The 15448-nt window shown below is 62.5% G+C and carries 9 protein-coding genes; 2 read left to right on the forward strand and 7 right to left on the reverse strand.

Annotated features, from left to right (window positions below; all coding sequences use genetic code 11):
* Positions 1-27: 27 nt before the first annotated feature.
* The 6 genes from N436_RS09255 to putP form a co-directional block, all read right to left on the reverse strand.
* Positions 28-1431, reverse strand: a complete 1404-nt coding sequence (locus N436_RS09255) for a PIG-L deacetylase family protein (protein ID WP_110740844.1) — start codon at positions 1429-1431, stop codon at positions 28-30.
* On the reverse strand, positions 1428-2324 hold the full coding sequence (locus tag N436_RS09260; RefSeq protein WP_016712361.1) for an antimicrobial resistance protein Mig-14: 897 nt from the start codon (positions 2322-2324) through the stop codon (positions 1428-1430). The genes N436_RS09255 and N436_RS09260 overlap by 4 nt, the downstream gene beginning before the upstream one ends.
* Positions 2324-3454, reverse strand: coding sequence for a glycosyltransferase (locus tag N436_RS09265; protein WP_110740845.1), 1131 nt, complete (start codon positions 3452-3454; stop codon positions 2324-2326). The genes N436_RS09260 and N436_RS09265 overlap by 1 nt, the downstream gene beginning before the upstream one ends.
* A complete protein-coding gene (locus tag N436_RS09270) occupies positions 3438-5195 on the reverse strand; it encodes a carbamoyltransferase (protein WP_110740846.1) in 1758 nt (585 codons plus the stop codon). Before N436_RS09270 ends, N436_RS09265 begins: the two co-directional genes overlap by 17 nt.
* 196 nt (positions 5196-5391) lie before the next feature.
* Positions 5392-6228: a 23S rRNA (adenine(2030)-N(6))-methyltransferase RlmJ gene (locus N436_RS09275; RefSeq protein ID WP_110740847.1), complete on the reverse strand. Its 837-nt coding sequence runs from the start codon at positions 6226-6228 to the stop codon at positions 5392-5394.
* A 185-nt stretch (positions 6229-6413) separates the two neighbouring features.
* Positions 6414-7892, reverse strand: a complete 1479-nt coding sequence (putP, locus tag N436_RS09280) for a sodium/proline symporter PutP (protein ID WP_105946345.1) — start codon at positions 7890-7892, stop codon at positions 6414-6416.
* Between the two features lie 357 nt (positions 7893-8249).
* On the opposite strand from putP, the gene putA reads away from it, so the two are divergent.
* Positions 8250-12203, forward strand: coding sequence for a trifunctional transcriptional regulator/proline dehydrogenase/L-glutamate gamma-semialdehyde dehydrogenase (gene putA / locus N436_RS09285; RefSeq protein ID WP_110740848.1), 3954 nt, complete (start codon positions 8250-8252; stop codon positions 12201-12203).
* A gap of 490 nt (positions 12204-12693) precedes the next feature.
* Here the strand turns inward: putA and N436_RS28380 are convergent, their stop codons facing one another.
* A complete protein-coding gene (locus N436_RS28380; RefSeq protein WP_146232418.1) occupies positions 12694-13152 on the reverse strand; it encodes a hypothetical protein in 459 nt (152 codons plus the stop codon).
* A 465-nt stretch (positions 13153-13617) separates the two neighbouring features.
* Here N436_RS28380 and N436_RS09295 point away from each other — a divergent pair, with 465 nt between their 5' ends.
* Positions 13618-15420, forward strand: a complete 1803-nt coding sequence (locus N436_RS09295; RefSeq protein ID WP_110740850.1) for an acyl-CoA dehydrogenase — start codon at positions 13618-13620, stop codon at positions 15418-15420.
* Positions 15421-15448: the final 28 nt, after the last annotated feature.

The following is a 15448-nucleotide window of genomic DNA, read 5'->3' on the forward strand; positions in this document are numbered from 1 at the left end:
GCCATCGCGGTCAACCATGGGGCGTGCTTACAGTTCACGCCGCCAGAACAGTTCGTGCCTGCGCACGGCCTTGCGGAAGAACTCGTTCTCCCCGTAAGGCGAGGGCTGCCGCCCGGCCAGCCAGCGTTGCAGCAGGCGGCGCAAGCGGCGCTTGAAGGGGGCCGGCGGCTGCAAGTCGTGCATCATGCCCAGGGCCATGGCCTTGTCGCGCTGCGTGGCCAGGTCCAGCACCAGGCTGCAGGGTGCCCAAGCCTGGGCTGCGCTCAACTGCGGCGGCAAGGCCACGCCGTCGCCACTGTCGCCCATCGGCCAACGGTCGTTGTCGTGCAGGTGATTGGCGTAGCACAACAAGGTTTGCGGCTGCCAGGCCAAGCCTTGCAGGGCCTCCAGCACGGCCGCCTGCGCGCAGATGTGGTCGGGGTGCGGGTCGAGTTGCGGGTGCGGCATCACCAACACTTCCGGCTTGGCCATTTCCAGCAAGGCCCGCAGGTCGGCCAGCAGGTTGTGCCAGGTTGGTGCGCCATCGCGGTCGGCCGGCAGCGGGAACGGGTTGAACTGGCGGAACACACGGATATCGGCCAGATCGGCTTCACGGGAAGCAGCCGGCTGATCGGGCGCGGCCTGCATGGCAGGCAGTTGCAGGCAGAAGTAACCCAGCTGCACACAACGTGACTCCGGCACACCCGCCCAGCGCGGCACGGCGATGCTGTCCCAGGCACGCAAGCGGCCCTTCAGGCGGGCGGCCTCGGCTTTTTCCAGGCCCATCTGCTGGTAGTGTTCGGCTTCGATTTCGCCAGCTGTCAGAGTGACCACCCAGGTTTCGTCGGCCTGGCTGTAGAGGCCATATGCAGCCAGCTCGGCGTCATCGGCGTGCGGCGCAATCACCATCACCCGGCGCCGTTGCAACTCGACAGCGGGGGTTATCCACAGGCGCGGCTGGCCTTGCAGCCGGCAATGGCGACCGCGCAGGCGCAAGGTACCCGCTTGCAAGGGCACGGCCAGGCCGGTCAGGTTGAGAAAACGTACGCCATCGACACCACGCTCGAACGTTTGCCGGTCAGCCTGCTCAGCAGCGCCCAGCTCTACCCGAGGGTCGAGAAACCGCCCCAGCCAGGAGCTTTTTACCTGCAGCTCAAGCATGAGGGTTTCGTCACCTTGCAGCACGCAATCGGCCTGGAGCTGGCCATCGCGCAGGCTGGCAGGCACTTCCCGCGCCTGTTCACCGAAGTCGTAGGCGTAGTCCTCGCCCGGGGCATAGAACAGATGGTCGGCAAACCAGGCTTCGTGAGCCGCCCAGACCAGCGGCAGCAGCAGCAATGGCAGCCACCACCAGCTGAAAACACCCAAGGCGACCAACGCAACCAGGCCCGCCAGCAAGCCCAGGCGCTTGTTGCGCCGGTGGCGCTTGAGCAACTGCTGCTTGCGGCTCACGCCTGATACACCGGCACAGGGTTGCACCAGCGGTCCTTGTACTCGCGGTCGGCACGGCCGAACGAGAACCGCAGTGGCTTGTTGCGCGCACGGGCGTCTTCCCAGGCGGCCTGGGTATTGAGGAAGCTCAGCACGCTGCCCGGGCTGAAAGCCTTGGTTTCAGGGTCTACGCCGCCATTGATGTACTCGACGCTGATCCATTCCGGCGCTTCGACGCGGTACACCAGCTGAATGGCAATCGGCTTGCCATCCAGCAGCAGTACCGAGCCGATCAGCAGCGCTTGCAGGCGCTCCAGCACCTGGGCCATGTGCTCGGCACCGGTGGCCGGGAAGCCCCAGCGGCGCTGGAACAGGTCGCAGTACATGCTGGCGATTTCCTGGGCACTGAAGTCGCTGATCGGGCGCACGACGCCACCTGCTTCTTCCAGCAGGCGCAGTTCGCGGCGCTGGTTGTAGCGGAATTTTTTCGACAGGTCTTCAGGCGCGCGGGCCATGGCCAGCTGTTCCTTCTGCGCCTTGAGGCCGCTGAAGCGGCCCTGGTTCAGATCAGACAGGTAGCGCGCGGCATGGCGCAGCGGTGCAGCGGCATCGGCTGCCGCCGGCAGGATGATTTCGGCATTGCCCAGATCGAACAGGGCTTTCTTGCCGGCACGTTTGAGCACATCCTTGGACAGCGCCAGGTGACGCCCCCAGGTCGGGATGGCGGCCTTCAGCTCACCCGCCTGATGCCAGCCCAGGTATCGCACCGGGATCTGTGCCAGGTCTGCCAGCTGTTCGACCACCAGCGGATGGGTGGCAACACTGCCACCAAAGCGCGCCCATGCCTCGGCATAGGCCTTGGCGTCTATAACTTGCCAACCACGTTCGCGGAAGGCCTGGATTCGATTGAGCATCAGGCCTGCTCCACCAGCGCACGCACTTGCGGCAGTTGCCAGAAGGCCTCACGCACCGCGTGGTCAGAGAAGCGTTCACGCAGACGCTGCAGCATGTGCTCGACACAGGCCTGGCGCTGCTCGCCGTCCAGCACAGCCAGATGCTTCAGCCCCTGCGCCAACTGTGCAGCATCGCCCAGCGGGAACAGCACACCCACACCCTCGACCACTTCGCGAGCCCCGCCGCACGCCGTGGCGAGCACCGGCACACCGGCGACCATGGCTTCGAGCAGGACCATACCGAACGGCTCATGGTCAGAGCTCAGGGCAAACACGTCGAACGCCTGGAAATAGCGCCGTGCATCCGGTATCTGGCCCAGGAAGTCCACCTGCCCGGCAATGCCCAGCTCGGCGGCCAGCGCCTTGAGCTTGGCCTCCAGCCGGCCCTTGCCGAGAATCGCCAGACGGGCGCCCGCCGGCAGCCCTGGCAACGCCTGAGCAAAACCACGCAACAGGGTCGCCTGGTCCTTGTCCGGGTGCAGGCGCCCGACATTGCCGACGGTCCATGCCTGTGCATCCAGGCCCAGGGCCTGGCGTGCTTCGGCGCGCGGCACCAGTGCCGCTTGCAGGGCGTCGATATCGATGCGGTTGTACAGGGTCTGGATGCGTTCGGCCGGCCACTGCGGCAGGCAGCGGCGCATATCGTCACGCACGGCGTCCGACACGCCCAGCAGGCTCAGGCGCTTGCTGAACAGGTTGGCGAACAGCCGGCGGCCTTTGCGCTCGTAGTCGCCAAAGGCATGGTGCACGCCAATCACCGGCAGGCCGGTGCCCAGCAGGGCCACGTAGATCGGCTTGAAGCGGTGGGCGATGCAGAACGCGAAATTGCGCTCGGCCGCGATCCGCCGCAAGGCACGGATGGCGCCGAGTTTCAGGCCACGCACCGCCTTGGAGCTGAACTCCAGGAACAGCACCTCGCCCGACGCGCAGCCCGCTGCTACCTGCGGGTCGGCAGCGCCGGTGAGGAACACCGTGGTGACCTGGTAGCCACGCCCCTGGAACAGGCTGGCGTACTGACGGGCGCAATCCAGGAAAGGCCCGTCATAGCCATGGCAGAACTGCAGGATGCGCGGTTCAGAGCGGCTGGTCATAGGCGGCAGCGCCGTCCTTCACGACCAGGATGTCTTCCATGATCAGGTACTGCAGGTCCGAGCCGAAGAACATGTTCAGGGCATCGGTCGGCGAGCAGATCATCGGCTCGCCACGGCGGTTCAGCGAGGTGTTCAGCGACACGCCGTTACCGGTCAGCTCCTCCAGCGCCTTCATCATGTCGTAGTAGCGTGGGTTGTACTCACGCTTGAGCACCTGGGCACGCGAAGTACCGTCCTCGTGGACCACTTCCGGCACACGTGTTTTCCATTCTTCAGCCACTTCGAAGGTGAAGGTCATGAACGGCGCCGGGTGGTCGACCTTGATCATCTGCGGGGCGACGGTGTCGAGCATCGACGGGCAGAAAGGTCTCCAGCGTTCGCGGAACTTGATCTGGTGGTTGATGCGGTCAGCCACGCCTTCAACGCTCGGGCAGCCGATGATAGAACGGCCACCGAGGGCACGCGGGCCAAACTCCATGCGGCCCTGGAACCAGGCCACCGGGTTGCCGTCGACCATGATCTGGGCGATCTGCTGAGGCATGTTCTCCAGCTTGCGCCACTTCGGCTGGTTCGGGTGACGGGCGCAGGCCGCGATCACGTCTTCGTTGGAGTACGACGGGCCGAGGTAGACGTGTTCCATCTTCTCGACCGGTACGCCACGGGCGTGGGAAACATAGGCCGCGGCGCCAACGGCAGTACCGGCGTCGCCAGAGGCCGGCTGGACGAACAGCTCTTTCACGTCCGGACGGGCGATGATCTTCTGGTTCAGTTTCACGTTCAGCGCGCAGCCGCCGGCGAAGGCCAGCTTGCCGGTTTCACGCAGGGTGTCGCCCAGGTAGTGGTCGATCATCTGCAGCGCCAGTTTCTCGAACAGCGCCTGCATGCTGGCCGCGTAATGGATGTACGGCTCGTCGGCGATGTCGCCTTCGCGCTTGGGGCCCAGCCATTCGATCAGCTTCGGCGAGAAGTAGAAGCCCTTGCCCTTCTCTTTATAGCGGCGCAGGCCGATAACGTTGGCATACTCGGTGTTGATCACCAGTTCGCCGTTTTCGAAGCTGGCCAGGCGCGAGAAGTCGTACTTGCTGGCGTCGCCATACGGCGCCATGCCCATGACCTTGAACTCGCCGTCGAGCATCTCGAAGCCGAGGAACTCGGTGATCGCGCCGTACAGGCCTCCCAGGGAGTCCGGGTCGAAGAACTCCTTGATCTTGTGGATCTTGCCGTTTTCGCCGTAGCCAAAGAAGGTGGTGGCGTATTCGCCTTTACCGTCGATGCCGAGGATGGCGGTTTTTTCCTTGAAGCCGGAGCAGTGGTAGGCACTGGAGGCATGGGCCAGGTGGTGCTCGACCGGCTCGATCTTGACCTTTTTCGGGTCGAAGCCCAGCTGCTCCAGGCACCAGACGATCTTCTTGCGGTAGCGCTTGTAGCGACGGTTGCCCATCAGGATGGCGTCGAGTGCGCGATCCGGGGCGTACCAGTAGCGCTTGGCATAGTGCCAGCGCGCCTTGCCGAACAGGCTGATCGGGGCGAACGGGATGGCTACCACGTCGACGTCGGACGGCTTGATGCCTGCCTGTTCCAGGCAGAACTTCGCCGACTCGTAGGGCATGCGGTTCTTCGCATGCTTGTCACGCACGAAGCGCTCTTCTTCGGCGGCGGCAATCAGCTTGCCGTCAATGTACAGGGCCGCGGAAGGGTCATGGCTAAGGGCGCCGGACAGGCCAAGGATCGTCAATGCCAAGGGATTAGCCTCTTCATTCGGTAAAAATGCGCCAGCGGCCTCTTGGGCGGGTGGCGGCTAAAGGGCGGGATTATAACGCAAACATCAGCAGAGGCACTGCATTAACCTGTGGGAGCGGGCTTGCCCGCGAAGCAGGCACCGGCTTTGCCGGTGTTCGCGGGCGAGCCCGCTCCCACAGGAGAGTTGTGGTGCCTGGTTACTCAGCGATCAGCCAGTCCATGCGGTAGCTGCCATCGGTCTGCGCCAACTCCTTGGCCAGCCACGGCAGCAGCTCCTTGAGCTCTTCTTCCAGCCCCCATGGCGGGTTGGCGATGGCCAGGCCAGAGCCATTGAGCCCCTGCGGGCTGTCCTGGTGATGCACATACAGCTCGACCCGCAGCAGTTTCGGCGCACCGGTGCTGGTCAGGTCCTGGTAGTAGCGAGTCAGCGAGCGCTGCTCCTTGATCGGGTACCAGATGGCCGCAACAGTCTGGCGCATGCGGCCAATCGCCTCTTTCATGGCATTGGTGCAGCGCTTGAGCTCGTCAGCCTGCTCGAACGGCGGGTCAATCAGCATGATCGCGCGCTTTTCCTGCACGGGCAGCAAGGCACGCGGCACATGCCAGCCTTCGCCCAGGTGCACGACCACGCGCGGGTCTTTTTTCATGTTCTCTTTGAGCAGCGGCCCGTCTTCGGGGTGCTTCTCGTTGAGCAGGGCACGGTCCTGCTGGCGCATCAGGCGGCGGGCCAGCTCGGGCGAACCGGGGTAGTAGCGCAGCTCGCCGTCGGCGTTCAGGCGCTTGATGACGCGCAGGTAATCGGCAGCCATGGCTGGCAGGTCATCACGATTCCACAAGCGGGCGACGCCTTCCAGGTATTCGCCGGTGCGGGTCGCCTGGTCGCCTTGCAGGTCGTACAGACCAAGCCCTGCGTGGGTATCGATGTAGGCGAACGGCTGCTCCTTGCGCGACATCAGGGCGATGAGGCGGGTCAGCACGATGTGTTTGAGGACGTCGGCGTGGTTGCCGGCGTGGAAGGCGTGACGATAGTTCATGGCAACTCCTGCGGGGGTGGCAAGTTTACCTTGCCTTGCAGGCGGAGTCAGGCCTGACAGCTGATCGGCGGTGGCTTCTTCGCGGCTAAAGCCGCTCCCACAGGGGTTGCGCATGCCTTGAGGTGCACACTGAACCTGTGGGAGCGGCTTTAGCCGCGAAGCAAGCGCCGCCGACTCAGCGGGTATTACTTGTCAGCGTGATACGCCGCATCAGCAGTTTCGAAACGCTTGACCATCGACTGCGATGGGCTGCCCAGCTTGCTCACCAGCACAATGGCAATGCTGGCGAACAGGAAGCCCGGGATGATTTCGTACAGCCCGAGGGTGTCGAAGTTCTTCCACAGGATCACAGTCAGCGCACCCACCACGATACCGGCCAGCGCGCCGTTACGGGTCATGCCTTTCCACAGCACCGAAATCAGCACTACCGGGCCGAAGGCCGCACCGAAGCCAGCCCAGGCGTAAGCCACCAGGCCCAACACGCGGTTTTCCGGGTTGGCGGCCATGGCGATGGCGATCAGCGCAACGGCCAGTACCATCAGGCGGCCGACCCACACCAGCTCACCCTGCGAAGCGTTCTTGCGCAGGAAGGCTTTGTAGAAGTCTTCGGTCAGGGCACTGGAGCACACCAGCAGCTGGCAGCTCAGGGTGCTCATTACTGCCGCCAGAATGGCCGACAGCAGCACACCGGCGATCCATGGGTTGAACAGGATCTTGGCCAGCTCGATGAACACACGCTCGTGGTTTTCAGTTACCGGACCCGCCAGGTCAGGGTGCGCCGAGAAGTAGGCGATACCGAAGAAGCCCACGGCACAGGTACCGGCCAGGCACAGGATCATCCAGGTCATGGAGATACGGCGAGCGTTGGCAATCGACTTCACCGAGTCGGCAGCCATGAAGCGCGCCAGGATGTGCGGCTGGCCGAAGTAGCCCAGGCCCCAGCCCATCAACGAGATGATGCCGACGAAGGTCGCGCCCTTGAGCATGTCGAAGTTGGCCGGGTTCACCGCGTCGATGGCGGCGAAGGTGGTGTCGAAGCCACCGGTCGAGATCAGCACGATCACCGGGGTGAGGATGAGCGCGAAGATCATCAGCGACGCTTGCACGGTGTCGGTCCAGCTCACTGCCAGGAAGCCACCCACGAAGGTGTAGGCAATCGTGGCCGCAGCACCCGCCCACAGGGCAGTTTCATACGGCATGCCGAAGGTGCTTTCGAACAGGCGGGCACCGGCAACGATGCCAGAGGCGCAGTAGATGGTGAAGAACACCAGGATGACGATGGCCGAGATGATCCGCAGCAGGCCGCTGGTGTCTTCGAAGCGGCTGGAGAAGTAATCCGGCAGGGTCAGTGCATCACCGTTGTGCTCGGTCTGCACGCGCAGGCGGCCGGCGACGAACAGCCAGTTCAGGTAGGCACCGACGGTAAGGCCGATGGCGATCCAGGCTTCGGAAAGACCAGAGAAGTAGATGGCGCCCGGCAGGCCCATGAGCAGCCAGCCGCTCATGTCGGAAGCGCCAGCGGAAAGCGCGGTCACCACGCTGCCCAGGCTACGACCGCCGAGGATGTAGTCGGAAAGGTTGTTGGTGGAGCGATAGGCGGCGAAGCCGATCAGCACCATTGCCGCGATGTAGATCACGAAGGTGATCGTTAGTGGGTTGCCCATACGTGTGCCCTGGCGTTTGTTTTTATCTCATGCGCAACCGCAGCCACGGCGGTTGCACCCAGGCGGCGAATGCTATGCAACAACGCAAAGCGGGTGCAACCCTTTTTCATTTGCAAGTTGCACCTGCCCGTGCATTTTCCGATAAAGCTGCTTTTTTGCTCCTTTTTTGCGCATCAAGCCGTTTTTTCAGAATAAAAAGCACCGAAAACGTCCCTTTCCATCGTGTGGAAATGACTGTCAGACGAGTTGCACCTTTTACACAAAAAATTCGGGTTGCACCTGGTTGCACCCGAATTGTCCTACAGATACTCTTGACGCCAGCTTAGGCCACAACCGTGGCAATAACGAGGATAAGAAATGGCGACTACCACCCTTGGGGTCAAACTCGACGACCCGACCCGTGAGCGACTCAAAGCAGCTGCGCAGTCCATTGACCGCACGCCGCACTGGTTGATCAAGCAAGCGATCTTCAACTACCTGGAGAAGCTCGAGGGTGGTGCCACCCTGACCGAACTCAACGGTCATGTCAGCAACCTGGCCGACGACGCCGGCGAAGTCCAGGCAGACCACAGCCACCAGTGCTTCCTCGAATTCGCCGAAAGCATCCTGCCGCAGTCGGTACTGCGTTCGGCAATCACTGCCGCCTACCGCCGCCCCGAGCAGGAAGTGGTGCCAATGCTGCTGGAGCAGGCGCGCCTGAGCGCCCCGCTGGCAGAGGCCACCAACAAGCTGGCCGCCGGCATCGCCGAAAAGCTGCGCAACCAGAAGAGCGCTGGCGGCCGTGCCGGTATCGTTCAGGGCCTGCTGCAGGAATTCTCGCTGTCGTCCCAGGAAGGCGTGGCGCTGATGTGCCTGGCCGAAGCCTTGCTGCGCATCCCCGACAAGGGCACCCGCGACGCGCTGATCCGCGACAAGATCAGCACCGGCAACTGGCAGCCGCACCTGGGCAACAGCCCGTCGCTGTTCGTCAACGCCGCCACCTGGGGCCTGCTGCTGACCGGCAAGCTGGTCAGCACCCACAACGAATCCGGCCTTACCTCCTCGCTCACCCGCATCATCGGCAAGAGCGGCGAGCCGATGATCCGCAAGGGTGTCGACATGGCCATGCGCCTGATGGGCGAGCAGTTCGTGACGGGTGAAACCATTGCCGAAGCCCTCGCCAATGCCAGCCGCTTCGAGGCCAAAGGTTTCCGCTATTCCTACGACATGCTCGGCGAAGCGGCACTGACCGAGCACGACGCACAGAAGTACCTGGCGTCCTACGAGCAGGCCATCCACTCGATCGGCAAAGCCTCCCATGGCCGCGGCATCTATGAAGGCCCAGGCATCTCCATCAAGCTGTCGGCGCTGCACCCGCGCTACAGCCGCGCCCAGTACGAGCGCGTGATGGAAGAGCTGTACCCGCGCCTGCTGTCGCTGACCCAGCTGGCCAAGCAGTACGACATCGGCCTGAACATCGACGCCGAAGAGGCCGACCGCCTGGAGCTGTCGCTCGACCTGCTTGAGCGCCTGTGCTTCGAACCGTCGCTGGCTGGCTGGAACGGTATCGGCTTTGTTATCCAGGCCTACCAGAAGCGCTGCCCGTACGTGATCGACTACGTCATCGACCTGGCCAAGCGCAGCCGCCACCGCCTGATGATCCGCCTGGTAAAAGGCGCCTACTGGGACAGCGAGATCAAGCGCGCCCAGGTCGAAGGCCTGGAAGGCTACCCGGTCTACACCCGCAAGGTGTACACCGACGTGTCCTACGTGGCCTGCGCCCGCAAGCTGCTGGCCGTGCCAGAAGCCATCTACCCGCAGTTCGCCACCCACAACGCCCACACCCTGTCGGCCATTTACCACATTGCCGGGCAGAACTATTACCCGGGCCAGTACGAGTTCCAGTGCCTGCACGGCATGGGCGAGCCACTGTACGAGCAAGTGGTCGGCAAGGTTGCCGATGGCAAGCTGAACCGCCCGTGCCGCGTGTATGCACCGGTCGGCACCCACGAAACACTGCTGGCCTACCTGGTACGCCGCCTGCTGGAAAACGGCGCCAACACCTCGTTCGTCAACCGCATCGCCGACCACTCGATCTCCATCCAGGAACTGGTTGCCGACCCGGTCGCCAGCATCGAGCGCATGGGCACCCAGGAAGGCAACATCGGCCTGCCGCACCCGCGTATCCCGCTGCCGCGTGAACTGTATGGCAGCGAGCGCGCGAACTCGGCCGGTATCGACATGGCCAACGAACACCGCCTGGCGTCGCTGTCCTGCGCCATGTTGGCCACCGCTCACAACGACTGGAAAGCCGCCCCGCTGCTGGCCTGCGCGGCCAGCCAAGGTGCCGCCGCACCGGTACTGAACCCGGCAGACCATAGCGACGTGGTGGGCCATGTACAGGAAGCTACTGTCGCCGATGTCGACAACGCCATCCAGTGCGCGCTGAATGCTGCACCGATCTGGCAGGCCACCCCGCCCGCCGAGCGCGCCGCCATTCTGGAGCGCACCGCCGACCTGATGGAAGCCGAAATCCAGCCGCTGATGGGCCTGCTCATCCGCGAAGCGGGCAAAACCTTCGCCAACGCCATTGCCGAAGTGCGCGAAGCCGTGGACTTCCTGCGTTACTACGCGGTACAAGCCCGCAACGACTTCAGCAACGACGCCCACCGCCCACTGGGCCCAGTGGTATGCATCAGCCCGTGGAACTTCCCGCTGGCAATCTTCACTGGCCAGGTGGCCGCTGCCCTGGCCGCCGGTAACCCAGTGCTGGCCAAGCCAGCCGAGCAAACCCCGCTGATCGCCGCCCAGGCCGTGCGCCTGCTGCTGGAAGCCGGCATCCCTGAAGGCGTGCTGCAACTGCTGCCAGGCCGCGGTGAAACCGTCGGTGCCGGCCTGGTGGGTGATGAGCGCGTCAAGGGCGTGATGTTCACCGGTTCCACCGAAGTGGCCCGCCTGCTGCAGCGCAACGTCGCTGGCCGCCTGGACAACCAGGGCCGCCCGATCCCGCTGATCGCCGAAACCGGTGGCCAGAACGCCATGATCGTCGACTCCTCGGCACTGACCGAGCAGGTGGTGATCGACGTGGTGTCCTCGGCCTTCGACAGCGCCGGCCAGCGTTGCTCGGCCCTGCGCGTGCTGTGCCTGCAGGAAGACTCCGCCGACCGCGTGATCGAAATGCTCAAGGGCGCCATGGCCGAAAGCCGCCTGGGCTGCCCGGACCGCCTGGCCGTGGACATTGGCCCGGTGATCGACGCCGAAGCCAAGGCCGGCATCGAGAAGCACATCCAGGGCATGCGCGAGAAAGGCCGCTCGGTCTATCAAGTGGCAATCGCCGATGCCGCCGAGATCAAGCGCGGCACCTTCGTGATGCCAACCCTGATCGAACTGGAAAGCTTCGACGAGCTGAAGCGTGAAATCTTCGGCCCGGTGCTGCACGTGGTGCGCTACAACCGTCGCAACCTGGACCAGTTGATCGAGCAGATCAACAACTCCGGCTACGGCCTGACCCTCGGCGTGCACACCCGCATCGACGAGACCATCGCCAAAGTCGTGGAAACCGCCAACGCCGGCAACATGTACGTCAACCGCAACATCGTCGGTGCGGTGGTGGGTGTGCAGCCGTTCGGTGGTGAAGGCCTGTCTGGTACCGGCCCGAAAGCCGGCGGCCCGCTGTACCTGTACCGCCTGCTGTCGACCCGCCCGGCCGACGCGATTGGCCGCCACTTCCAGCACCAGGATGGCGAAGGCAAGCCGGACCGCACCCTGCACGATCAGCTGATCAAGCCGCTGCACGGCCTGAAGGCCTGGGCAGAAAGCAACCAGCTGGCCGACCTGGCCGCGCTGTGCAGCCAGTTCGCCAGCCAGTCGCAGAGCGGCATCGCCCGCCTGCTGCCAGGCCCGACCGGCGAGCGCAACAGCTACACCATCCTGCCACGCGAGCATGTGCTGTGCCTGGCCGACAACGAGGCCGACCTGTTGGCCCAGTTCGCTGCCGTGCTGGCGGTGGGCAGCTCGGCGGTATGGGCTGACGGCGAACCTGGCAAAGCCCTGCGCCAGCGCCTGCCGCGTGAGCTGCAGGCCAAGGTGAAGCTGGTGTCGGACTGGAGCAAGGATGAAGTGGCGTTCGACGCTGTGATCCACCATGGCGACTCGGACCAGCTGCGCGGCGTTTGCCAGCAGGTGGCCAAGCGCGCCGGGGCGATCGTGGGTGTGCACGGGCTGTCCAGCGGGGATCACCAGATTGCGCTGGAGCGGTTGGTGATCGAGCGGGCGGTGAGTGTGAACACTGCGGCTGCGGGCGGTAATGCCAGCTTGATGACCATTGGCTGATAGCTGTTGGAAAAAAGGAGAGCTTCGGCTCTCCTTTTTTATGGGCGTGTGGTGTGAGATGTTCAGGTGCGCCTTCGCCAGAGCCACCAAAGACTCCAGGCTTTAGCTCCTTCAGAAGCAACGAGAAGGGTCAACCAAATCCACGTACTGGTATCAGGCAATAGCAAAATCAAGGAAAACGATGGAATTATAAAGAAAATGCGAAAAGGAATTTGTACACCAGCCAAGTAGAGCCCGGAGACTCTTCCCAAGCAAAGCAATATACTACTGGCGATAAGGGATATCTGGACGACTAGCCCCATCCAAATCATAAATTCAAGCCCTCCCCCCCAATGCTCCATGTTTGCAAGGGCAGAATTGAGGTCGCTCACAAAGGGTGTCACACCTCTACTCAAGCTACTGAATACCACGAACGAAACGTAAAAAGCATCCATACCACCCCAAAGCAAACCGACCAAACGCGTTGGCTTTGTCAAATCCATGTTCCAGGTCATTTTTGTTTTAACTCATACTCTTCGTTTGCGATTACTGGCCGCCAATGCCATGATGACCCCGACACATCCCATGCATCATCAGCCTCAACATAAATTTGCGTGATTTTCCGCTCCATACCATATCTATGAATTACTGAAGACAATGCAAAGTTGCGTTCTTCAGCGTTAAGCGGCACCCACTCCTGTGTTACGGCCCGCGTCGTACTGGCAAAATCTTTCCCTGACGATAAGAAAACTCGACCTTCATCGCCCCTCGACACCAGGAAATTTGCAACAAAGGCAGCACTCGAAGCAAATTTATTAACATGCATAGATGTTATCTTCCACTTTCCCGGACCACTCATCTCAGAGACAGTATTAATCAAATGATCGCCGTCATTTTGCCTACTACAAATTCTTGCATACCAATTCTCTTCGATATTTATCGGCTTGAATGGTTCATCTTTAATCAGCATCCACTCGCCTGACGCAACCGGCCTGAGTGCTCTATCAATTTGATCACCCACAAGGCTAACCGAGCTATAATACAGACCACACTCCTTCAGGAGCTCAGCTACACCATATATCTCTCGAACATAACCCCTACTTATCAAATTATCTCTAATTATCGAGACCGCAAAGAATGGATCTTCGACTTTGCGCAGATCTTCTTTCTTGACAGCTGTCCAGCGAGCTTTTCCATTGCCAACCCTCAATTCCAAAGACTGACATTTACATGATTTAACTCAAGAAAGCCGCATGGCAACGTCCGAAAATATTGTGGGAAATTTCTCTGGCCTGCGTAGGAAATAAGATCTGAACAGATGCCAGACCGCTAGATCTCATTGAGTTTTCTTAACCCATATCACCCAAACCTATTAACCTGTCCCCGCCCCCCCACCCCCCCTACACTCGCAGCATCCCGCCTCAGGACTGCCACCATGCCCGAGACCCTGCTCAGCCCCCGCAACCTCGCCTTCGAACTCTACGAAGTCCTCGACGCCGAAGCCCTCACTCAGCGCCCGCGTTTCGCCGAACACAGCCGCGAAACCTTCGACGCCGCGCTGACCACTGCCCGCACGATCGCCGAAAAGTTCTTCGCTCCGCACAACCGCAAGGCTGATGAAAACGAGCCGCGCTATGTGGACGGCCGGGCCGAACTGATCCCGGAGGTGAAACCCGCCGTCGATGCCTTCCTCGAAGCCGGCTTCCTCAACGCCAACCGGGACTTCGAGGTCGGTGGCATGCAGCTGCCCAGCCTGGTCTCGCAAGCCTGCTTCGCCCACTTCCAGGCCGCCAACGCCGGCACCACGGCCTACCCGTTCCTGACCATGGGCGCGGCTAACCTGATCGAGAGTTTTGGCTCCGACGAGCAAAAGCGCCTGTTCCTGCAGCCGATGATCGAGGGCCGCTATTTCGGCACCATGGCGCTGACCGAACCCCACGCCGGCTCATCGCTGGCCGACATCCGCACCCGGGCAGAACCTGCCGGCGACGGCAGCTACCGGCTCAAGGGCAACAAGATCTTCATCTCCGGCGGCGATCACGAACTGTCCGACAACATCGTGCACATGGTGCTGGCCAAACTGCCGGACGCACCGCCCGGGGTGAAAGGCATCTCGCTGTTCATCGTGCCGAAATACCTGGTGAACCAGGACGGCAGCCGTGGCCCACGCAATGATGTGCTGCTGGCCGGGTTGTTCCACAAGATGGGCTGGCGCGGTACCACCTCTACCGCGCTGAACTTCGGTGACAACGGCGAGTGCGTCGGCTACCTGGTCGGCCAACCGCACCAAGGCCTGGCCTGCATGTTCCAGATGATGAACGAGGCACGCATCGGCGTCGGCATGGGCTCGGTGATGCTCGGTTACGCCGGTTACCTGTACTCGCTGGAGTACGCCCGCCAGCGGCCGCAGGGCCGGCTGCCGGATAACAAAGACCCGCACAGCCCGGCCGTGCCGATTATCGAGCACAGCGATGTGAAGCGCATGCTGCTGGCCCAGAAGGCCTACGTCGAAGGCGCCTTCGACCTGGGCCTGTACGCCGCTCACCTGTTCGACGACACCCAGACCGCCAGCGAAGAAAGCACTCGCAAGCAGGCTCAGGAATTGCTCGACCTGCTGACCCCTATCGTCAAATCCTGGCCCTCGGCCTTCTGCCTCAAGGCCAACGAGCTGGCCATCCAGATTCTCGGCGGCCACGGCTACACCCGCGAATACCCGGTGGAGCAGTACTACCGCGACAACCGCCTGAACCCGATTCACGAAGGCACCGAAGGCATCCAGTCGCTCGACCTGCTCGGCCGCAAGCTGGCGCAGAACAATGGCGCCGGCCTCAAGCAACTGATCCGCCTGATCGCCAGCACAGGCGAACGCGCCAGCCATCACCCGAACCTCGACCCGCTGCGCCAGCCGCTGGAGCAATTGGTCAACCGATTGCAAAGCGTGACCCTTGCCCTGCTCGGCGACCTGGCTCAGGGAAAAGTCGCTGGCGCCTTGGCCAACTCGGCCCTGTACCTCAAGGCGTTCGGCCACTGCGTGATCGGCTGGCGTTGGCTGGAACAGGCCATTCACGCCGAGCTTGGCCTACTCACGGGCAACCCCGCCGACCGCGACTTCTACCTCGGCAAGCTGCAAGCGGCGCGTTATTTCCTGACCTGGGAAGTACCGGGCTGCCATAATGAGCTGGCATTGCTGGAGGCGCGCGACGACACTTGCCTCACCATGCAGGACGAGTGGTTCTAAGGGGGAGCCACCATGTACACGGAGGCTT

This window comes from Pseudomonas sp. RV120224-01b (assembly GCF_003208145.1).
Lineage (GTDB): Bacteria > Pseudomonadota > Gammaproteobacteria > Pseudomonadales > Pseudomonadaceae > Aquipseudomonas > Aquipseudomonas monteilii.

Excerpts from the sequence above, each read along its gene's own strand:
- N436_RS09260 (WP_016712361.1), bottom strand. The coding sequence starts at position 2,324 with ATGCTCAATCGAATCCAGGCCTTCCGCGAACGTGGTTGGCAAGTTATA.
- N436_RS09265 (WP_110740845.1), bottom strand. The coding sequence starts at position 3,454 with ATGACCAGCCGCTCTGAACCGCGCATCCTGCAGTTCTGCCATGGCTAT.
- N436_RS09275 (WP_110740847.1), bottom strand. The coding sequence starts at position 6,228 with ATGAACTATCGTCACGCCTTCCACGCCGGCAACCACGCCGACGTCCTC.
- putP (WP_105946345.1), bottom strand. The coding sequence starts at position 7,892 with ATGGGCAACCCACTAACGATCACCTTCGTGATCTACATCGCGGCAATG.
- putA (WP_110740848.1), top strand. The coding sequence starts at position 8,250 with ATGGCGACTACCACCCTTGGGGTCAAACTCGACGACCCGACCCGTGAG.
- N436_RS28380 (WP_146232418.1), bottom strand. The coding sequence starts at position 13,152 with ATGCTGATTAAAGATGAACCATTCAAGCCGATAAATATCGAAGAGAAT.
- N436_RS09295 (WP_110740850.1), top strand. The coding sequence starts at position 13,618 with ATGCCCGAGACCCTGCTCAGCCCCCGCAACCTCGCCTTCGAACTCTAC.